The organism is Campylobacter sp. (assembly GCF_019423325.1).
Lineage (GTDB): Bacteria > Campylobacterota > Campylobacteria > Campylobacterales > Campylobacteraceae > Campylobacter_B.
Genome location: NZ_JAHZBQ010000001.1, coordinates 390,743 through 409,792, shown reverse-complemented (window position 1 = coordinate 409,792; position 19,050 = coordinate 390,743). Strand labels below are relative to the sequence as shown.

At 47.9% G+C, this 19,050-nt stretch carries 20 protein-coding genes; 12 read left to right on the top strand and 8 right to left on the bottom strand.

Annotation, left to right across the window (positions count from 1 at the left end):
• Nucleotides 1–214: 214 nt before the first annotated feature.
• Nucleotides 215–649: a hypothetical protein gene (locus QZ367_RS01915; RefSeq protein ID WP_291936585.1), complete on the top strand. Its 435-nt coding sequence runs from the start codon at nucleotides 215–217 to the stop codon at nucleotides 647–649.
• Nucleotides 650–737: 88 nt separating this feature from the next.
• Here QZ367_RS01915 and QZ367_RS01910 read toward each other — a convergent pair whose 3' ends face one another.
• Nucleotides 738–950: a hypothetical protein gene (locus QZ367_RS01910; protein ID WP_291936583.1), complete on the bottom strand. Its 213-nt coding sequence runs from the start codon at nucleotides 948–950 to the stop codon at nucleotides 738–740.
• Between the two features lie 267 nt (nucleotides 951–1,217).
• On the opposite strand from QZ367_RS01910, the gene QZ367_RS01905 reads away from it, so the two are divergent.
• The 9 genes from QZ367_RS01905 to QZ367_RS01865 all read left to right on the top strand — a co-directional run bounded on the left by QZ367_RS01905 (nucleotide 1,218) and on the right by QZ367_RS01865 (nucleotide 8,583).
• The gene (locus QZ367_RS01905) at nucleotides 1,218–1,385 is read left to right on the top strand and encodes a hypothetical protein (protein WP_291936580.1); all 168 of its coding nucleotides are present in this window, start codon (nucleotides 1,218–1,220) and stop codon (nucleotides 1,383–1,385) included.
• A gap of 9 nt (nucleotides 1,386–1,394) precedes the next feature.
• Nucleotides 1,395–2,951 carry a disulfide bond formation protein B gene (locus QZ367_RS01900; RefSeq protein ID WP_291936577.1) on the top strand — a complete coding sequence of 519 codons (1,557 nt, stop codon included), beginning with the start codon at nucleotides 1,395–1,397 and terminating at the stop codon, nucleotides 2,949–2,951.
• A 21-nt stretch (nucleotides 2,952–2,972) separates the two neighbouring features.
• Nucleotides 2,973–4,400 carry a hypothetical protein gene (locus tag QZ367_RS01895; RefSeq protein WP_291936574.1) on the top strand — a complete coding sequence of 476 codons (1,428 nt, stop codon included), beginning with the start codon at nucleotides 2,973–2,975 and terminating at the stop codon, nucleotides 4,398–4,400.
• A gap of 15 nt (nucleotides 4,401–4,415) precedes the next feature.
• The gene (locus QZ367_RS01890) at nucleotides 4,416–4,871 is read left to right on the top strand and encodes a hypothetical protein (RefSeq protein WP_291936571.1); all 456 of its coding nucleotides are present in this window, start codon (nucleotides 4,416–4,418) and stop codon (nucleotides 4,869–4,871) included.
• A gap of 154 nt (nucleotides 4,872–5,025) precedes the next feature.
• Complete coding sequence (locus tag QZ367_RS01885; protein WP_291936570.1) at nucleotides 5,026–5,373, top strand: hypothetical protein; 348 nt, start codon at nucleotides 5,026–5,028, stop codon at nucleotides 5,371–5,373.
• Nucleotides 5,374–5,624: 251 nt separating this feature from the next.
• On the top strand, nucleotides 5,625–6,365 hold the full coding sequence (locus tag QZ367_RS01880) for a hypothetical protein (RefSeq protein ID WP_291936567.1): 741 nt from the start codon (nucleotides 5,625–5,627) through the stop codon (nucleotides 6,363–6,365).
• Between the two features lie 68 nt (nucleotides 6,366–6,433).
• A complete protein-coding gene (locus QZ367_RS01875) occupies nucleotides 6,434–6,859 on the top strand; it encodes an ecotin family protein (protein WP_291936564.1) in 426 nt (141 codons plus the stop codon).
• 203 nt (nucleotides 6,860–7,062) lie between these two features.
• Complete coding sequence (locus tag QZ367_RS01870) at nucleotides 7,063–7,764, top strand: YbaK/EbsC family protein (protein WP_291936561.1); 702 nt, start codon at nucleotides 7,063–7,065, stop codon at nucleotides 7,762–7,764.
• Between the two features lie 201 nt (nucleotides 7,765–7,965).
• Entirely contained in the window at nucleotides 7,966–8,583 is a 618-nt protein-coding gene (locus tag QZ367_RS01865) for a hypothetical protein (RefSeq protein ID WP_291936558.1), read from the top strand.
• A 460-nt stretch (nucleotides 8,584–9,043) separates the two neighbouring features.
• Here QZ367_RS01865 and QZ367_RS01860 read toward each other — a convergent pair whose 3' ends face one another.
• Complete coding sequence (locus tag QZ367_RS01860) at nucleotides 9,044–9,334, bottom strand: DUF5339 domain-containing protein (RefSeq protein WP_291936556.1); 291 nt, start codon at nucleotides 9,332–9,334, stop codon at nucleotides 9,044–9,046.
• A gap of 257 nt (nucleotides 9,335–9,591) precedes the next feature.
• Nucleotides 9,592–10,881 (bottom strand): histidinol dehydrogenase, encoded by a 1,290-nt coding sequence (gene hisD / locus QZ367_RS01855; protein WP_291936553.1) that lies wholly within the window; start codon nucleotides 10,879–10,881, stop codon nucleotides 9,592–9,594.
• A 147-nt stretch (nucleotides 10,882–11,028) separates the two neighbouring features.
• Here hisD and QZ367_RS01850 point away from each other — a divergent pair, with 147 nt between their 5' ends.
• Nucleotides 11,029–12,069 (top strand): SEL1-like repeat protein, encoded by a 1,041-nt coding sequence (locus QZ367_RS01850; protein ID WP_291936550.1) that lies wholly within the window; start codon nucleotides 11,029–11,031, stop codon nucleotides 12,067–12,069.
• A 331-nt stretch (nucleotides 12,070–12,400) separates the two neighbouring features.
• Here QZ367_RS01850 and QZ367_RS01845 read toward each other — a convergent pair whose 3' ends face one another.
• From QZ367_RS01845 to QZ367_RS01830, 4 genes are read right to left on the bottom strand one after another with little or no spacing between them, the layout of a single operon-like run.
• A complete protein-coding gene (locus QZ367_RS01845) occupies nucleotides 12,401–13,423 on the bottom strand; it encodes an OmpA family protein (protein WP_291936548.1) in 1,023 nt (340 codons plus the stop codon).
• A complete protein-coding gene (locus QZ367_RS01840) occupies nucleotides 13,410–14,699 on the bottom strand; it encodes a MotA/TolQ/ExbB proton channel family protein (RefSeq protein WP_291936545.1) in 1,290 nt (429 codons plus the stop codon). The genes QZ367_RS01845 and QZ367_RS01840 overlap by 14 nt, the downstream gene beginning before the upstream one ends.
• Nucleotide 14,700: 1 nt before the next feature.
• Complete coding sequence (gene fbaA, locus QZ367_RS01835; protein ID WP_291936542.1) at nucleotides 14,701–15,765, bottom strand: class II fructose-bisphosphate aldolase; 1,065 nt, start codon at nucleotides 15,763–15,765, stop codon at nucleotides 14,701–14,703.
• Between the two features lie 14 nt (nucleotides 15,766–15,779).
• Nucleotides 15,780–16,589, bottom strand: a complete 810-nt coding sequence (locus QZ367_RS01830; protein WP_291936539.1) for a peptidyl-prolyl cis-trans isomerase — start codon at nucleotides 16,587–16,589, stop codon at nucleotides 15,780–15,782.
• A 105-nt stretch (nucleotides 16,590–16,694) separates the two neighbouring features.
• Between QZ367_RS01830 and nth the strand changes: the two genes are divergently transcribed.
• Nucleotides 16,695–17,330, top strand: a complete 636-nt coding sequence (gene nth, locus QZ367_RS01825) for an endonuclease III (protein WP_291936536.1) — start codon at nucleotides 16,695–16,697, stop codon at nucleotides 17,328–17,330.
• A 195-nt stretch (nucleotides 17,331–17,525) separates the two neighbouring features.
• On the opposite strand, the gene QZ367_RS01820 is transcribed toward nth, so the two are convergent.
• Nucleotides 17,526–18,857, bottom strand: coding sequence for a hypothetical protein (locus QZ367_RS01820; RefSeq protein WP_291936534.1), 1,332 nt, complete (start codon nucleotides 18,855–18,857; stop codon nucleotides 17,526–17,528).
• Nucleotides 18,858–19,050 lie beyond the last annotated feature (193 nt).

Below are 19,050 nucleotides of genomic sequence, written 5' to 3'. Positions count from 1 at the left end.
TTAGCGGACGTAGCAATATTCGCGCGAGCTTTGCGTTTAAATTTAGCGGCATAGCGGTATTTATGCGAGTGCCGCGATTAAATTTAGCTAGCACGGCGTCACACGAGCTTTACAGTTAAATTTAACGGCGCGGATGTTTCGTGCGCCGCGTAAATTTTAAAATTTAAATCCTACGCCGCAGCAGGTCCGCACGCAGCGGCGGCAAAAGGAGAGGATGAAAATGGTTTTACCCAAAGCGACAAGAACGGCTATTTCGGCTTTAATTTCAGCGAGTATCTGTTTCGGCGTCGTAGCGGCGCAAGACCGCGGCGCGGCGAGCGAGCAAAAACAAACGATGCAAGGCGGCGGGAGAGATGATCGGACGCCCGCAGGCAAGCAAAGTAGCGAAATAAGCGCAACAAAGCGCGCAGACGAGCAAGGCGACGAGGCGCAAAATTTTAAAATCAAAAGGCGCTATTTTCGCAGCTGTTCGTGCCTGCACAAACAAAAATCAAAGGAGCCCGCCCGCCTCTACGATGAAATTTCGCAAGAGCAGGCCGAAAGATCGGCAACCTATTTCATCGGCTATTTCAAAGATGGCAAACTAAGTCGCTATGAGAAAATTTACGAAGGTGAGAGAGCTTTTTCGAGCGAGGATATAAAGCGGTAGCGAATGAAATCGCAAATTAGCGGCAAAGAGGCGCGATGAAATTTCACGCCGCCCAATGCCAAAAATAGCGCGCGTTAAATTTTTAAATTCACTCTTGCGCAGGCGACTGTTCTAATCTTTTAAATTTTACGGCTTGGCTTAAATTGGCTCGGCGCTCTACGACGATGGTGCCTTTTCTCTTTTCGCCGCTAAAGATGTCCTGCCGCATCGCCAAAATACCCGCTGCCGCTTCGCTAAAGATACTCCCCGTCGCTTCGCAAAGATAGTTCTCGCCGCGCCCCTTCTTTAAGGCCGCAGTCAAAGCGGCGAAATCATCAAAATTTTAAAATTTTATACCGAATATAAGATCGCGGAGCAGCTAAGTCCAGGGTGATCGATCGCTTCACGCCTCACGCATCACGGCTCAAATTTATCTTAATCGATCATTTTTTATCCGTTGATATATAGTTTCAAAATACGTATCGCTACAAAAATATATAAATTTTCATAGGCAATATTAAAATTTAAGTAAAATTTTATCCTAGCTGCATTACCATTCAATAACTATTTTCACGATAAGGAGAACGGCATGGAACTACTGATCCTTGTTTTGCTAGCGGCTGCCGTATGGCTAGTGTGGCGAAAGCCCGCGAAAGAAAAGGTTGCCTTTAGGCTCTTCGTGCTCGGCGCAGCACTATGCTTTGCGATGTATTTTATCGCGAGCTTCACCTCCGTGCTGCCCTTCGGAAGCTATTAGGAGGGCGCTATGCAAAAGAGATTTAACCTACTGATGACCACGGCGGTTTTACTGATCCTTGCCATCCCCGTAGGCATCGCAAACATCTACCTCGGATACGTCGTAGGCGAAAGCCCCTGCACGCTATGCTGGTTCGAGCGCATCGGCATGATCTTAATCGGCGTTTTAGGCATCTTCATCTTGCGCTACGGAGCTAAAATCAAATACGTCTCGGCGGTCTTCATCTGCGCGGCATACGGGCTTTTTATGAGTATCCGCCACACCTCGCTCGACGGCTTTGCGTGGGACGTGGGGATGGGCTTTGGCGACGCTATCTTCGGCGCGCACACCTACACGTGGGGCGCATTCGTGTACTGGGCCGTCGTTTTGGTAATGCCCGTGATGCTGCTTTTTGCGCCGAAAGTACAAAACCTAGACGAGCAAAGCGAAAGCTTCAACCCCTTTAGCGCATACACGACCGCGATCGTCGCGATCTCGTTTGCCGTCATCGTCTCAAACGCCTTCCAGGCCTTCTTCTCCACGGGCGTTCCGCCTTTTAGCGGCAAAGGCGAGCCCGAAAGGATAAGCTTAAATCTAGCTCAAGCGAGCGATAAATGGACCGCTCAAATTTGGACGAGGCTGCAAAGGCCATTTTCGCTTACGGGCAAAAACAAAGTGCAGATGCCGCACATCGCCGGCGCTTTAGAGGAAGGAGCGTTTAAATTTAACGAAAATCCAAACGACGGCGCCGTGAAAAATTTAAAACCCGCCCTTAAGATCAAAAGCAAAAAACCGCTTGCGTTTAAAGCGACCGGGATCTTCGGTCAAGGAAACGCGGGCGGGCTCGCATACGACGCCACAAGCGATGAGTTCGCGGTCGTCTCGACGGCTGCGGGGGTGTATTTTCTAGACGGCAGTCTGCAAAACATAACGCACCGCGCGATCCTAGACAAACCGAACGGATACGACATCAGATACAGCGTCGATAGCACCTTTGCAGACGGCAAGCTCATCACGACCGCTTTTAACAAGACCCTTTGGGCGGTGGAAAAAGCGCCGCAGGGCGAGATCGATAAATTTAAAGAGTGGAACACCTTCCGCGAAAGCAGCGGCGGGCTAAAGACCTCGTGGTATAGAGATCGCCCCGTCGTGCTAACCGTCAGGGCAAAAAAGGCCTACGTCCTATCGATCGCAAGCGACCCCGCAAGCGAGTTTATGTATATGTTCTCGGTGCCGAATGAGGTTTCAAAAAAAGTCGTCGTCATCAGGGTCGATAAAAACGATCAAACTCTAAGCGCCGAGAGCGTCCTAAAGGCGGGCGCAGGGCTTGAGCTAAAAGACGGACGCGATCTAAACGACTACTACATCACCGGCGCCGACGTGAAAAACGGCAAAATTCTAGCGCTTAGCAAAAATTACAATACCCTACTCGTCGTGGACGCAGAGACGATGAGGGCGGTGGATGCCTACGAGCTACCTGCCGTCGGCGATATGCACGCTATCGCGATCAAGGGCGAGTCGCTCTTCATCCTAAGCGTGGAGGGCGGACAGGACGTCGTGTATGAGCTCGAAAGCCCCGCGATTTAAAATTCAGATAAAGGATCGGTCATGAGAGGTTTTTTTAAAATTCCGCCCGAGGACGCGGCAGATTTTGCAGCGCCAAATTTAAAGGCGCGAGCGATTATTTCAGCGGGCGCTTTTAGGGTGCGGGCGGCGGTAAATTCGAGGGCACGAGCGGCAGTTTTAGCAGGCTTTATTTTGGCGGCGACATTAGCGCTTGCAATACCTGCAGGCGCAACCGAGACGGGCGAGGCAGCGACGAAACATGCGGCGGCGGATAAAATTTGTCTGCAAAAGACGAGCTACAAAACAGAGGGTGGCGCCGTGCCGCGCTACGAATATGAAGTAAGCCAAAACTACGACGCCAAAACCCGCCGCCTAGAAAAAATCTACAAAAAGAGCGGCGAAGAGGGAACCTCCGTATCGAAAAGTTTTAGCAAATTTGACGAAAGCGGCGAGCGCGAGATCGAAAATGTCGAATATGACTGGGACGCAAATACAAACAAATTTCGTGAAACGGCGATAAGCAAGCAGGAGATCGCAAAGGATGGCTCGAAAATTTATTTTAGTCTGCAAAAAGACGGCAAGCCATACGAGGGTGAAAAAGCCGTCGAAAAGCGCGAGGGCAAAACGGAAATTTTGCAAAATTTCACGCTAAAAAAGGGCAGATGGACGCCGACGCACCTTACAAAAAGGATTGTCGATGAAAGCGACAGAAACAATTTCGTAGCGACCTATGAATGGAACGCCAAAGCGAAAAAATGGATGCCCTACGAAAAATCAATATATCACTACAACGGCGACGTTTACGCAGGCTCCGAAGGCTACGCGTGGCGCGGCAAATGGGTGCCGCTTACAAAACGTACCGTCTTTACGGCTGCGGACGGGACGCGCAGCGAGATAAATTTTATATGGAAGGACGGCGCCTGGGGGCGCGATGAAAAGATCTTGCGCAAAATCGAGCCTAAGCATAGGCGTTTTACCGAGCTAAGATCGCGCTGGGACGCCGCAAAAAACGAGTGGAGGGAGTACTACAAAAACGTGCACGAGGAGACCGAGGAAAGCAGACCGCTGCGCGAGCAAACCGTACTTTGGCGCGAGGAATCGCAACGCTGGGAGGTCGTGTTTGAAAACGAGTTTAGCTACGACACGCGTGGCAACGTCATAAAAAATCGCACGGCCTCCGATGGCAAGCAGTACGAATATATCTACGACTACGACGAAGCGGGCAACAACATCTCGATCATCCTGCGCGAGCCTGATGAGGGCGGCAAATGGCACGAAACGCAAAGGACGCAAAACGTCTTTGAGCCTGAAATTTTAGCGCACGACGTCCTGGATCGCGGCTTCATCGGCGACTACATAGCCGCGGGCAAAAACGCGATCAAAAGCAGCAAGCAGTATTTTCTAAAGGACGGCGAGTTTAAGCTAAACGAAACTCGCGAGTGGGTTTACGGAAAATGCGGGCCGCAATAAAATTCGGAAAGCCTCATGAACGAGCCTTATATCGTTAAAATTTCAGATAGCGACGCGATGATGTTCGGCTGCGAAGCGGACGAGCGGGTGCGCGAATTTGTCGCTAAATTTGACGGCTGGGAGTACGAAAGCGAGTTTGAGCGGACCAGCTATCTGCTCGGCACGGACGTTTTTATCGAGGTCGCGAGCGAGGAGCGCTTAAATGAAGGCGCCTTACGCGCTCAAATTTCAAACGAAAAGGCTTTGGACGCTGACGGCGGCGCGGCGTATCTGCTCCTTAGCCCGCGACATATCGCCGCAGAGGAGCTGCGAGGCGCTTTTGAGGGCAGAGCGCCGCAGGAATTTGCGCGCATTATCGAGGGTCTCGAAGCCAAATACGACTGCAAGGATCGAATACTCTGCTACATCGTTTGCTATTTTACGCCGAAAGGCAAAGAGGGGATGCGGGCGGACTTCGGCGTGCAAATTTAAAGCGCGGCGGATTAAATTTAAAATTTGCCCGCACGGCATGCTTGCGCCGAATAGCAAGAGTTTGATCCTGCGCGTAAGACCTGCGCCGTATGGGCGCAAGTGAAATTAAGCAATGAAATTTAAAATCGCCGCGATGAGCGAAATGGGAGTCAGAATGATAAAATCCATAAAATTTAGGGGCGAGAGCATCGAGGAGCTGGAGGTTTGGTACTATGCCCCAAAGCACGAATATAGCGCGGCGGAGTTCGCGCAGCAATGCGGCAAGCTCGTGCGTGCGGACTTTAGGCTCGCCTCCCTTTACGAGATAAAATTTGAAAAATTCAAGTCCTGCGAGCCCGATGATTTTATGAAAGAGCGAATAACGGCTGCTTTGAGCGCGACGGCTCTATCAGGCGAGCCTCAAAATTTTGCAATGGGCGGCGAGAACGACTGGGATTGGCAGGAGTGCTCGTTTGAGGCGAGCGGACAGCGATTTTTACGCATCTGGGCAACGTCGGCTTGATAAATTTAGCCGCAATACAGGCTTTATGCGCCCGAGGTTTTGGGCGGATTTGCTGCAGAACGCTTGCAAAAGGCGCCGAGCGACATTAAAATTCCGCGCTACCGATTATCTCGCGCGTATTTGCGTGCCTTGAAGTGTGATAGCGTAAGCCAAGTAGCAAAGCAAGCAAGTGCGCCCTATTTTGCGCAAATTTACGCGCCGAGGCGCGGCGGGCGCCCTGCTTTGAGCCAAAATTTATTTGAAGGGAAAATATGAAAAATCTATTTCTAGCCGCGCTTGCGGCATTAGCGCTTAGCGGCTGCGCGGGCTTAAAATGCGGCGCAAAAGACGGGCGAGACGTCGCCGAGATCGACGTGCCCGAAGATGGCTGGACGAGATACCTAGGCACCGACGGCGAGATCAAGGAGGTCGCATTTTTCACGGCGTTTTTCTCCAAGCAGTTCCGCCAGAGCCCAAAAGATGGCGAAAAGATCGGCTTCGTGCTTACCAAAAAGATCGGCGAACGCATACCGATAAGGCTCGGCACTATGTATAAGGCGGCAGACGGCGCATTCGCGCTTGTGGATCTTGACGCGCAGAGCGACGTATGGGGCGGAGCAGAGGAGCTACGCAGAGCAAAACGGGTGAAATTTTACAAATTTCAAGAAAGCGGCGTCAAAGTAACCGACTATGAGGCGCAAGGCGGGCTTTGCGAGGCGTTTTACGCAGGCGAAAAGATAAGCGTTAAAAGCGTGCTAAGCCGTCGCACCAGCAAGATCGGCAAGACTGGCGGGGCTAGCGGCAAAATTTCCACCGTGCAGACTCAGGGCGAAATTTCGCGCGACGTCGTCAAAGCTTTAAACTCGCAGGAAAAGACATCGTCGCAAGGCTCTAGCAAAAATTTAGCGAATAAAAAGAGCGCCGCGCAAAAAACAGATAGCGAGGCGCTAAAATCAGAGACGGAGGCGCTAAAAAATATCATCTGTATTGTAGGCAAAAACGAAGTCGATTGAAATTTCAGACTAATGAGTGAAAATTTTGCTAAAATTTTGAATAAAAATATCTTTTCAAGGAGCAAAAAATGAGAAAAAGCGTTTTATTTTTTCTATTGCCGCTGTTTTTGTTCGGCGGCGAGGCGCAAAAGCAGCTAAACGTCTTTGAGCTAACGCCGTCAAAGATGCCGCCGCAGCAGTTTAAGGTCGAAGCGGTCTTTTCAAAAGAGATCGAAGCCGACTGCAATGACGCGTATCTGATCGGCGGTAAAATAGAGCAAAAAGAGGGCTCGGACGGGCTTTATTACGAGTTTAGCGGCGGCAACGAGCTTGCTCAAACGCTGATGCTGTGTAAAACCGAGAAGCAAAAAAAATGGGTCTATTATGAGCTTGGAGCGCCTTTTTTCTACACTCCGGGCGAAATTAGAATTTTAGCGCCCAAAGACGTTAAGGTCGAGCTTAAAATTTACGAGCTCGTAGAGAGCAAAAAGCCTAAAATCCGCAAGATGAAATAATTTCACAAGAAGCGCGGCGGACCGAGCTTATGCGTGGCGGAATTTCCGCCGCGCAATAGATTTTTCATCGCGCAATGGGTTTGCGCGCAGGTGAGATAAATTTTACGACGCAAGACAAATTCTACGGCGAAGAATGGAATTTCGGCATCGATGCGCCGTTTGGTTAAAATTTCAGTATAATTTCGCAAAAACAAGGAGAGAGAATGTCAGAGAGAATTTTTGAAAGCCTAAAAGAGTTTTTGACGCAGCAAGGCGCGCGCTTCCGCGTCGTAGCTCACGAAAGCGCGGGCACCTCCGCGGAAGTCGCCAAAGCTCGAGGCACGCAGCTGGGACAAGGCGCAAAGGCGCTGGTTTGCACGATCAAGGGCTTTAAGGACGGGCAAATTTCTTTCACGCAAAATTTAAATTTAACAAACGCCGATAACGCGCAAAACCCCAACGCTTCCGCCCTTGCAACCGCTCAAGGCTGCGAAAATGGCGCCTGCGCAGCAAATTTAACTTTAACCGCCGATCAAATCTGCGCCAACGTACCGCAGCAGCTGAAGCTTCCTAGCGACAAACCCGCGGGCAGAAACGGCAGGATCTACGTCCTAGCGGTCTTCGCAGCAGATCATAAAACCGATCTAAAGCGCTTGGCAGAGGGGCTCGGCGGCACGAAAGCATCGCTCGTAAGTCCCGATGAAGTGGGCGATCTCACGGACTGCGTCATCGGCTCGGTGCCTCCGTTTAGCTTCCACGACAAACTGCTGCTAATCGCCGATCCGTCGCTGTTCGGACGCTTTGAAGAGATCGCTTTCAATGCGGGCTTGCTCGATCACTCGATCATTCTAAACGCGCAGGATTATGCGCGCATTGCAGCGCCGCGCATCGTTAGCTTCACCGAAAAGGCTACGGAAGGCGAATAGTCGCGCATCGTCCGTTTCACACAAGAAGAGGACTCGGATTAAATTAATCCAAAAGCAAGGGCAAAATAGAAAAAGATGGCTAAGGATGGCTGTAAAAGCGGCGCTTTGATTTTTAATCTTTTTTCTTCATATTAATAAGGCTTTAAAATTTTCAGTATGATTAGGAGAAAAGGGATCACGACCGAAACAAGGGGGAATGCTATGAAGAAGGTGTGGATATTTTTGCTGTGTCTACTTGCGCTATGCGGCATGGAAAATGCCGCGGCCAAGGGAGACGATGCGACGCGATCGGAGATTTACCAGACCATGAAAAATATCTACGACGATCTACCGATCGCGCAACTGCCGATTCGCTATCCGGGAGAAATTTCGCCCTTAGCGGCTATCGATAAAAATTTACTTGATAAAAATGAGCTGTTTTCGTTCGCAAAGGAGAACTTTTTAATCGACGATCTAAGCGCGTATTGGAAGAGGATCAAAGACATAAGAGCTTGTCGTTTGCCCGGAAAGAGCGCCAAAACAATTCTGCTAAGGCTTTATCTGAGGGATTTTCAAGATAGCAGGCACGGGCACGAATATGTTTTTATGTGCCTTTTAAACGACGCATTTCGTATAAGCGATTGTCGCGAAATTTACGCCGATTACGTGCACTGCGGTAAAAGCAAGCCGCCGATGCGCGCCAAGCAGGAGTTCGTCATCGGCGCCGATTTACGCTGCACAGTAACAACGTACTACTATACTTTAGATAGCGATAAAGAGCTGCACAGAAATGTCTGCGTGCACGAAATACAAAACGGCACGATCGTTACTAAGGATTAAAATTCAAGGCGATCTTGCGAGATGTTTTTGGTCGTAAAGCCGTAAATTCATAGGCAGAGCTGCAAACTGAGACGCGAATTCGCTCTATCTATGATCCCCGGCTATTTCAAATCGCGATAAAATAACGCTTAGACCGAGCCTCGAATTCATCATATTGATGAGGCACTGTTTCGAGCCGCGCCAAAACGGCTCGTAAATCTTTGGTACTCCGCAGCGTCCCACTAAGATGCGTCGCCTTACGGAGCATTTTAACGACGCGAGCGCTTTATTGGTTTTGACTTCCTGCAACAAGCTGAATATCAAATCTGAAATTCTTAGCAAGCCCCGAAAGCAGCGAGGATAAAACATCCAAATTTTAAAATTTAAAAATTTTTAAAAAAATGTGAGATTAAAGAGAATTAATCGCGACGATATCGCATCGCCGCGACTGAAGAAGGCATCATCGTGCCCGCGAAGGTATTTATTTCATAGCGCCTTGTTGTTTCATTTGATCCATCATCTGCTTAAATATCTCTTTAGCTTGTTTGCAAGTGGCCTCTTGCTGCTCCTTAGGAAGTGCGCTGATCTGATCCATAGACTGCTTTTTTTGATCCTCATACATCTTGACCTGCTGCTCTTGACCAGCTTGTTTGTAGGTATCAACCATCTTATCAAGATCTGCGAAGTACTCCTTGCAGCTATCTGAAAGATCTGCGGCGCTAAGACTTAGCGCAAAGCCAAAACTAGCCAAAACTAAAAGTGATTTTTTCATTTTTCTCTCCTTGTAAAAAATCAGCGAAAGTATATCATTTCGCTTAGTAAATTTGCCTTAAATTTTAATCAAATACGGCTATTTTTTTAAATTTATAGCGCTTTTGAAATTTTAAAATTTTACTCTCGTCGCGACGCTTACATTTTTTAAAATTTAACTCATCTTTAAATTTTAAAATTTCAGCTCTTGGTTTCGCAACTGCCGCCGGTGCTTTTTAAAATTTCGCCCTCGCCGCCTCTTGGGGCTGCAGCGCAAAATCACTTCTCATCAAATCTGATCTGCACCGATTTTTTGTGTGCGCCGAGCCCCTCTGCGTCCGCTAGCGCCATGCACGCGCCCCCAAGCTCGTCTATGGCGCGTTTATTTAGCGCTATGATCGAGCTTCGTTTGATGAAGTTATAAACCCCCAAAGGCGAGAAAAATCGCGCGCTTCCGCCGGTCGGCAGCGTGTGGTTAGGGCCTGCGAGGTAATCGCCCATCGCTTCGGGCGTGTAGTGACCCAAAAATATCGCACCTGCGTGGCGTATGCGCGGAAGCAGCTCGTAGGCGTTTTCAGTCGCGATCTCAAGGTGCTCGACCGCAAGCTCGTTCATCAGCTCCACGCATTCGTTCATATCGCGCGCGATGATGATCGCGCCTTTGTTTTGCACGCTGGCGCGAGCGATCGGCTCACGCACAAGCATAGACAGCTCGCGCTCGATGTGCTCTGCAACGGCGAGGGCGAATTTTTCATCATCGCTTATCAAAAAGCTGCTTGCGATCTCGTCGTGTTCGGCTTGGCTAAGCAGATCCACGGCGATGTTGCGCGGATTTGCCGCAGCGTTTGCGATGATGCCCACTTCGCTAGGACCCGCGATCATATCGATATTTACGTCGCCGAACACGAGCTTTTTAGCGGTTGCGACGAAGATATTCCCGGGGCCCGTGATGACATCGACCTTGCCGATCGTGCGCGTGCCGTATGCCATCGCCGCGATCGCGCTGGCGCCGCCCACTTTGTAGGCCTTTTTGATCCCCAGCACATGCATCGCCGCAAGCAGTAGCTCGTTTACGACGCCGCCTACGGCAGGGGTGCAGACGCTGATATCCTCCACGCCCGCGACGATTGCCGGGATAGCGTTCATCAGAAGCGAGCTTGGATACGCCGCCTTGCCGCCCGGGATATACAGCCCCGCGCGATCCACGGGCGTGATCTTTTGCCCAAGCATCGCGCCGCTTGGATCGAAGCTAAACCAGCTTCTCTCAAGCTGTTTTTCATGATAAGCGTAGATGCGCTCGTATGCGATCTGAAGCGCGTTTTTTAGCTCTGCGGTTAAGCCTTCATAGGCACGGCTCATTTGCTCTTGCGTGATAGCCAGATCGCCCTGCACGCGCCATCTGTCAAATTTCTCTATCTGTTCGGCTAGCGCCTCATCGCCGCGCGCTCTGATATCTTCGATGATGCCGCTTACGACGGGCATTACCGATCTCATGTCCGTCTCGCCGCGGCACATTAACCTCGCAAACTCCTCTTTAAAATTTGCGTTCGTGCTTTTTAAAATTTTCATTTTTGCTCCTTGTAATGCTTGGAATTTTAACGCTTTTTGCTAAATTTCGCCTTTAAGCTCGCGGCGATGTAAATTTACAGCTCGCTGATTTTCAAAAGATTAAGCGAAAATGAAATAAAATAACCGAAATTTTAAACGGAGCGATGTATGAAAAAGATATTTTTAGCGCTGATCGCCACGGCGACTTTATCGCTAGCAGAAGCCACAGCTTTGTCATCGGCAGAACAAGAGGGTCCCGGTATAAGCAAGTTGCAAAGCGAATGCGATAATAACAACACCTTAGCATGCGTAAATCTCGCCATGGCATACTATTCAGGGGATGGTGTGAAGCAGGATTATGAGAAAGCAAGGGAGCTAAATTTTAAAGCCTGTAGTTTGGGCGACGGCTGGGGTTGCACCACCTTGGGGGCGTCATACGAATACGGCAAGGGCGCGGAGCAAGATTATAAAAAAGCGATCGAACTGTATTCTAAGGCCTGCGACTTAAAAAATAGCATAGCTTGCGGCAATCTGGGTGTTTTATACTACTCAGGCAAGGGAGTAAAGCAAGATTATCAAAAAGCGATCGAAATGCTTTCCAAAGCTTGCGATTTGCAAGAAGGTGACGGATGCTACAATCTCGGGCTTTTATATGCCTCGGGCGAAGGCGCAAAACAGGATTATAAAAAAGCAAGCGAGCTATATTTGAAAGCTTGCGATTTAAAACATGGCAAAAGCTGCCATAATCTTGGAATTTTATATGAAAAAGGGGAAGGCGTAAAACAAAGCTACCAAAAAGCGAATGAACTATACTCTAGAGCTTGTGAGTTAGAGCTTGCCCAAAGCTGCTATAATCTCGGGAATTCATATGAAAATGGTAGTGGCACAAAGCAAAACTACAAAAAAGCATATGAGTTATATTCTAAGGCTTGCGATCTAGGATTAGTCAATGGGTGCTACAATATGGGAGTCCTATACTATTCGGGCGAGGGCGTAGAGCGAGATTCTAAAAAAGCAAACGAGCTATTTTCGAAGGCTTGTCGCTTGGAATTTGCCGACGGTTGCTATAATCTTGGGATTTCATATTTCTATGGTGAAGGCGTAAAACAGGATACAAACACTGCAAAAAAATATTTAAATAAGGCTTGCGATTTAGGATCTCAAGTCGGTTGCGACGGATATAAAAAGTTAAATGAGCTAGGCTTTTAATTCATTTAAATTTTTAAGCCGCCCGTGGGCCTGCTTAAATTTACGGCTTAAATTAAAGGTCTAAATTTAAACCATATTATCGCGCGGCAGCGCTAAAAGCGCGTCAAAATGCGCGGACTTAAAATTTAAACCAATTCCGTCGCGGCAGATGCTGCGTAGGTACTGCGTAAAATTTAGCAAGCGCCAAATTACGACATTCGCACCAAAATAAAAGGATACGTTCCGCCGCCCTTGAAATTTCAGATGAGCCGTTAATTCTTTAAGAATTTTAAAATTTTAAGTCCTCTTTTTTGCGGGCTAAAATTTCGAGCAAGCCGTTAAGGGCGAGCTACTAATTCGTAGCGTTCGCGTCGAACTGCAAAAATTTCCTGATCTCCTCCATCGCCTCTTTGTTTGAAAGGGTAAATTTGATCTCGATGCGGCGGCTGGCGTCCTTGTCCTCGACGCCTCTGCGCATCACGGGCTGCGTGTAGCTACGACCACTAGCGATGAGATATTTTTGCAGCCGCTCATCTTTATTCCATGAGTTGATGAAATCCATCACCGCAAACGCTCTGTTTTGCGACAGCTCGAGGTTGTACAAATATCCGCCGTCGCTGTCCGTGTGCCCTTCGATGATGATCTGATCTAAATTTTCGCGAATTTCGTCGTTATTCAAAAGCGCGGCGAAATAACTCTGCAGCGTCGAGCGGAGCGCCTCTTTGGCGCCCTCTTTCAGCTCGCTTGAGCCTTTGTCGAAAAGGATCGACGAGCTTAGCGTCATAGCGCCGCTTTCGTTATCGATGCGGATCTTGCCGCCCAGCTTCTCCTTCAGATCGGCGATGATCTTGACCTTCATTCCGGTGAGGTTGCGGATGCGGTTTTTCGTGACGTTGAGGTCTTGTAAAATTTTATTAAAATCGCTCTCCTTCTGCGTGAGTTGATCGAGCAAAAAGGCGATTTTAAGCTCGTTTTGGCTGATCGTAGCGTTGGCGTCCTCGCGCGCTTTTTGCAGAAGCGAGTTTATGTCTAAATTCTCTTTTTTCAGCCTCTCCGCCATCTCGGTCAGATCTTCGATCTGTATGAAATAGATGGAATTTTGCTTGCGAAGGTCGGTGTTTTCGATATTTAGCTTCTCGAGCTGATCGCTAAAAATTTTATTCAGCGCCTCAAGCTCGGCGCTTTTTTTCTCCTGGCTTTGCAGGCTTGCTAGCGCACTTGAAATTTGGCTTTCTTTCTCTTGCAGGTTGCTTTGCGTGAGGAAGTATTTGACGATGATGCCGCCTACTAAAAGCACGAAAACAAAAAGCAGTCCCGCCATCAAATCGGCGTACGCGATCCAAAAGGTCTCTTTTTCTTCGTTATTCGTTTTCATCTAAAAGTGCTTTTTCATCAATGCTTGCAAGCGTTTTTCGAAGCTCTTCGATGATGCTTTCGTTGCTCGTCTGCGCAGCGCCCTCTCCACCTAAAAGTGCCTTCAAATCCGCGCTTAGCCCCTTAAAGCTAGCGTCAATTTTAGCGGCGTAAGCATTCTGCGAACTTGAAATTTCGCCCGCAAACCCGCCCAAGGAAGCATTTAGGCTCTTGATTTGAGCGCTTAATGCACTCGTAACGTTAGTCAGCTCGCCTTGCCCGTCCGTTAAAGTCTTAGACTGGCTTAGATACTGCGCGGAAATTCCGTTTTGAATTTCGATTAGGCTTGCAGACACGGACTTAAGCGCAGATAAAATTTGAGCGAAGCTCTTATCTAACTCACCGTGAGCGAGATTTGTCCTTTGGATCATCTCGCCTGCTTTTTCAAGCTCTTCTTGTGTAATCGCCATACTTCGCTTCTCGGCTTCCATCACGCTTTCAAAAGCGCCGATTTTTTCATCGATTAGGCGGTTTAGCCTTTCGGTAAAATTCGTAGAGCTCATCATCGCAAATGAGCGCGAAATTTCAGAATTAGTGTTTAAAATTTCACTCAGATAGCCCTGCGTGATCTCGTCTTTGTTCCAGAAGAAATTTTTAGTGGAATTTTTGTATTTGATGAGCAGACGCTCATATTTGCTAATGCCTTTTTTCTCAAAATATATCCACCAAAGCGCTAAGAAAATTCCATAGATCGAGACGTAAAACGCCGTACCTACGCCGCCTAGAAGCTGTGCGATCTCGGTTTCGAGCCCATCGATATTGCTTGAGGAAAAGTGCGGCATCGAAATCGCAATCGAGATGAAAGTTCCTAAAATTCCAAGCATCGGAAAGACTGCCGACGCGACGGAAGCGTAGTTTTGATTACGCAGCGAGTAGCCGTATTCGTCCACAAAAAGATCAAAGCTGGCATCTGATTTTTTTTTACCGCCGATACTTAAGAGATTGGCGACAATGTAATTTTTCAGCTCGCACTTGAAATCATCGATATTATTTTGAAAATTTAAGCAGCCGTATTCGGCGTTGTGGCGGGCTAAAATTAGTGCAATAATGAGCAAAACCGCAAGCATCAGGATCGAGTGCGTTTCTACCTTCAGCCCGATAAGCCCCAAATAGCCCAGCAAAAACACCACAAAAACCGCGATCGGCAGAGCTACGATCTTAAAAAAAACGCCCGCTAGCGAGCGCTCCTTCGCCTCAGGTAGCGTGATATCGAGCACTTCGTTATTCGGGCGATCCATATTAGTTCCTATTTAGGCAATTTAGATTGTCAAATGCGACCTGCAAGCGCGCCACCATACTTTGCTCGCCTGCTCTCAGCCACTTGCGAGGATCGTAGAATTTTTTATTCGGTTTATCCTCGCCTTCCGGATTGCCGATTTGAGCTTGCAAATAGCCGCGATTTTTGGCTTCATAAGCGCGCACGCCGTCCCAAAATGCCCACTGCGTGTCGGTGTCGATATTCATCTTAACTACGCCGTAGCTTACGGCTGCCTTGATGTCGGAGGTTTCGCTTCCGCTGCCGCCGTGAAAGACGAAATTTACGGGCTTCTCGGATTGCAGATTAAATTTCTCGCGGACGAATTTTTGCGAATTTTTCAAAATTTCAGGTCTCAGCACGACATTGCCCGGCTTATACACGCCGTGGACGTTGCCGAAGCTCGCTGCAATGCTAAATCTATCGCTGATTTTGCTTAGCTGCTCGTAGGCCTGCGCGACATCTGCGGGCTGGGTGTAAAGCCGCGCGTTATCGACGCTCGTATTATCGACGCCATCCTCTTCGCCGCCCGTGACGCCAAGCTCGATCTCAAGCGAAATTCCAAGATCGCTTAAAATTTCCAAATACTTCTCGCAGGTCGCTAAATTTAACTCCAAATCATCCTCGCTAAGATCGAGCATGTGCGAGCTAAACAGCGGCACGCCGTGAGCTTTTTTATGAGTGGTATTAGCTTTGATAAGCTCGTCGATCCACGGGAGCAGCTTCCTTGCGGCATGATCGGTATGTAAAATCACCGCAACGCCATAATGAGCCGCCAAAGCATGCACTTGATGTGCGCCTGCAATAGCGCCTAAAACTGCGGCATTAGGGCAAGTAGCGCCCGCATAAAACGCTGCGCCGCCGTTGCTAAACTGAATAATAACGGGCGAATTTGCGATTTTAGCACTTTCCAAAACGGCGTTTATGGAGTTGCTCCCCACTACGTTCACCGCAGGGATCGCAAAGCCCTGCTGCTTCGCATACGCATAGACCTTACTTACGTCATCGCCGCTTAAAACGCCCGGTTTTACTATATCTAAAACGCCCATTTTTAGCTCCTATATTATTTATACTCGATTTTAGCGTTTTTGTGAAGATCTGCCGCTTTTTGCTCGACTACTTTTGCCGCTTTTTGCTGTCTAAGCACGCGCTCAATAAAAGGCTTTGCCTCGCTTTGGCTTAACTGCTTTTTAGCTTGAGACTCCTCTTTTAACACGACGTGATATCCAACCCTGCTTCTAATCGCTTTAGTAGTGATTTGACCATCTTTTATCTTAGAGATCGCATCGGCAAAAGGCTTGACCTGATCGCTAGGCATCCAGCCTAGCTCGCCGCCGGTTTGTTTAGCTTGCGGATCGATAGATTTAGCTTTGGCAAGCTCTGCAAATTTAGTAAATAGCGCACTGTCGCTAAGCCCTTTTAACTGCTTAATAATATCGTTTGCCTCAGCTTCGGTTTTAACGACGATCTGAGCCGCTTTGATTCTCGCAGGCTCGGTAAAGCGCGCTTTGTTTTTGTTATAAAAATCGGCTATTTCTTTATCGTCGATATTTATTTTGCTGGCTTCTTTAGCCTGCCATACACGAAGCGCTAAGTTATCTTTTACGATTTCAAGCTCTTTTTTATAAACGTCTTCGTCCATAACGCCCGATTTTTTAGCTTCATCCGTTAGCAGCATCAGATCGATGCCTTTATCGATAAGCTCCTTTTTTTGATCGGCATTAAGAGCAGCGATATCTACATTGCCTATGCCTTGAAGTAGCGGAGCAAGCTCCTTTTCGGTTACGTCTTTGCCATTGACGGTAGCGTAAACGGTAGCGTTGAGGCTGATAGCGGCAGCCAAACTAAGTGCTGTAAATAAAACTTTTTTCATCACAATTCCTTAAAAAAATTTTAACGGCGATTATAACTCAAAGTTGTTAACAATCAAACTGTACTTTAGAATTTTAGGGTAGAATTCCGACTTGAGGAAATGTAAATGAGAAGTAAAAAAGATATTTTAGAGATAAAAAAGAGAATTCTGCAAAACTTCGCGGAAGAGCGCAGTGAGTTGAAATTTAAAGATAACTATCAGCTTTTGGTCTGCGTGATGCTTAGCGCGCAGTGTACCGACAAGCGAGTAAATTTAATCACGCCGCGCTTTTTTGCGGAATTCCCTAGCGTTGCAGAGCTTGCAAAGGCCAATTTGGCGAGTGTTAAACTGCTAATTAGCTCGTGCAATTTCTACAACAACAAAGCGGTAAATTTAATCAAAATGGCGCAGGCGGTGGTTAGCGACTTCGGCGGCGTCGTGCCGCTTGATGAAGCGGGGCTCAAATCTCTTGCGGGCGTGGGTCAAAAGACCGCTCACGTCGTGCTTTTGGAGGGCGCGGGCGCAAACGTGATGGCGGTGGATACGCACGTATTTCGCGTTGCGCATCGCTTGGGGCTGAGCCGTGCAAAGACGCCTGAGCTTACGGAGCGCGATCTTAGCGAAGCTTTTAAGACGGACCTCGGCAAGCTGCACCAAGGCATGGTGCTTTTTGGCCGCTACACCTGTAAGGCGATCAAGCCAAACTGCAAGGAGTGCTTTTTAAACGAGCTGTGCAGCAGCAAGGATAAGAATTTTCCGTAAAATTTCAGCCTGCAGATGCGGGCTTAAATTTACGCACTTAAATTTGACGGAATTTTAAAATTTTGACGCCTTGCTTAAAGCCGCTTTACGACAGATGTTCGGCTTATTATGGCGCGGAAAATTTAGATTGAAATTTTATAAACGCCTCTTTGGTTTTTATCTTTTAGAAAAATTTAAAATTTTGCTTTTCGGAGCTTACTGTTTTGCCAGCCAAGCCCGGTATCCTTCGCTTTTAATCACGTCCGCGATGCTTTTTGCCATCTCCTGCGGCAAAAATTCGGACTTTTTATCGATGACGGACGCTAACGCGTAAGCGTTATCGTAATCTTGCAGCTCCAAGCTCGCGCGCACCAGCGTTTCATATAAAAACGGCTCGTCCTTTTCGATGCTCACCGCATCATCGTTTAAAAATTCATAGATGAACGCAAGCTGTTTTTTATCGCCAATCTTTAAAAAATAATCAGCCAAATTAGTCGCGCTCTTAATGATGATTTTGCGTAGCTCGTCTATCTGCCGCGCAGAGTAACGCTGGGTAATCAGCCGCCAATTTTCCGCCATTCTCGCCGCAATGATAGACAGCTTGAAAGCTCTGCCGCCATAAGCATATTTTTCGCTTTCGTCGCCGATTTTTTCTATAGCCTCGAATTCGCTCACCATATACTCGTATAGCTCCTCATAGCTGCCGCTGAAATTTTCTAAATATATCATCTCGGCGATAGTCTCGGAATTTTTGGGCAGATCGCTTGCGTATTCGGGCTCCTGCTCTTCATTTTCTTCGTCCCAGGCGGCTTTTCTAGCTTCAAAAGTTTTAAAGTCCACCAGCGGATTAGCGCCCTTTTTTACGAATTTAAAAAAGGTAGAAATATCGATCTGATGCTCATCTACGCAAATTCCGTCCTTAAACATCAGCTCGCAATCTTCAAAAAATTCCCAACCATCAAGCGCACCCAGGTAGCTTTGACCGATCCGTCCATCTAGGATATAGACGCATTCGCTAGCGCTATAATCAGGCATCGCGTGGTCGTTTGAGACGATATACGGCGCTTGCGTTTTTCCAAAAACCTGCAACATTCCGTCGTTGTATTCGCCGCTTATGCCCCAAAGCGCCGTTAGATTGCCGCCGATCGCGATAACGCCGTCCTGCGAATGCAGATAATCACACGCCGTATCTTTGGCGACTTGTAAAAACAGATAATCATCATCGATGATATCGCCGCCGGTGGATAAATTTCCGTTAACAAACATCGCTCGTGCGCTATTTTTACCGCCCGCTTCGCTAAATTTATCCTCAAGCCAAGCGGAATTTATCGTGCCTCCCGACAGGCTAAGATCGCCGTCAAACACCAGCACATCAAAACTACTATCCAAATGTAAATTTGAGCCGTATTTTTTCTCAAATTCATCATAAGGCAGTATAAAAACGGGTGGAATTTTGGTTGCAAAAGTGCTACGATTTTCGTATCGCTTTACCTGCAATTTAATAATCTGCTCGCAATTTTGCAGAAAATTTTTGATCTGGCTTTCCATTTTTATATCCTTTTAAATTTCTATTTCGGTAAGTAATCCCGCTGAGCAAATTTTAGCGTCCGCTCCGCTTCATTCTTTGCATTCGTAACTTTTCAAAAAGCAGTTGCGAGCAAAGCGAAGCAAAAATCTCTTTAAAAAGCGCTCGTGAGCCAAGCCGCCGTTAAATTTTAAAGGCGAAGTATTTTTGTTCTAG

Coding starts and splice junctions, on each gene's coding strand:
- QZ367_RS01915 (WP_291936585.1), top strand. CDS start 215: ATGAAAATGGTTTTACCCAAAGCGACAAGAACGGCTATTTCGGCTTTA.
- QZ367_RS01905 (WP_291936580.1), top strand. CDS start 1,218: ATGGAACTACTGATCCTTGTTTTGCTAGCGGCTGCCGTATGGCTAGTG.
- QZ367_RS01900 (WP_291936577.1), top strand. CDS start 1,395: ATGCAAAAGAGATTTAACCTACTGATGACCACGGCGGTTTTACTGATC.
- QZ367_RS01895 (WP_291936574.1), top strand. CDS start 2,973: ATGAGAGGTTTTTTTAAAATTCCGCCCGAGGACGCGGCAGATTTTGCA.
- QZ367_RS01890 (WP_291936571.1), top strand. CDS start 4,416: ATGAACGAGCCTTATATCGTTAAAATTTCAGATAGCGACGCGATGATG.
- QZ367_RS01885 (WP_291936570.1), top strand. CDS start 5,026: ATGATAAAATCCATAAAATTTAGGGGCGAGAGCATCGAGGAGCTGGAG.
- QZ367_RS01880 (WP_291936567.1), top strand. CDS start 5,625: ATGAAAAATCTATTTCTAGCCGCGCTTGCGGCATTAGCGCTTAGCGGC.
- QZ367_RS01875 (WP_291936564.1), top strand. CDS start 6,434: ATGAGAAAAAGCGTTTTATTTTTTCTATTGCCGCTGTTTTTGTTCGGC.
- QZ367_RS01870 (WP_291936561.1), top strand. CDS start 7,063: ATGTCAGAGAGAATTTTTGAAAGCCTAAAAGAGTTTTTGACGCAGCAA.
- QZ367_RS01865 (WP_291936558.1), top strand. CDS start 7,966: ATGAAGAAGGTGTGGATATTTTTGCTGTGTCTACTTGCGCTATGCGGC.
- QZ367_RS01860 (WP_291936556.1), bottom strand. CDS start 9,334: ATGAAAAAATCACTTTTAGTTTTGGCTAGTTTTGGCTTTGCGCTAAGT.
- hisD (WP_291936553.1), bottom strand. CDS start 10,881: ATGAAAATTTTAAAAAGCACGAACGCAAATTTTAAAGAGGAGTTTGCG.
- QZ367_RS01850 (WP_291936550.1), top strand. CDS start 11,029: ATGAAAAAGATATTTTTAGCGCTGATCGCCACGGCGACTTTATCGCTA.
- QZ367_RS01845 (WP_291936548.1), bottom strand. CDS start 13,423: ATGAAAACGAATAACGAAGAAAAAGAGACCTTTTGGATCGCGTACGCC.
- QZ367_RS01840 (WP_291936545.1), bottom strand. CDS start 14,699: ATGGATCGCCCGAATAACGAAGTGCTCGATATCACGCTACCTGAGGCG.
- fbaA (WP_291936542.1), bottom strand. CDS start 15,765: ATGGGCGTTTTAGATATAGTAAAACCGGGCGTTTTAAGCGGCGATGAC.
- QZ367_RS01830 (WP_291936539.1), bottom strand. CDS start 16,589: ATGAAAAAAGTTTTATTTACAGCACTTAGTTTGGCTGCCGCTATCAGC.
- nth (WP_291936536.1), top strand. CDS start 16,695: ATGAGAAGTAAAAAAGATATTTTAGAGATAAAAAAGAGAATTCTGCAA.
- QZ367_RS01820 (WP_291936534.1), bottom strand. CDS start 18,857: ATGGAAAGCCAGATCAAAAATTTTCTGCAAAATTGCGAGCAGATTATT.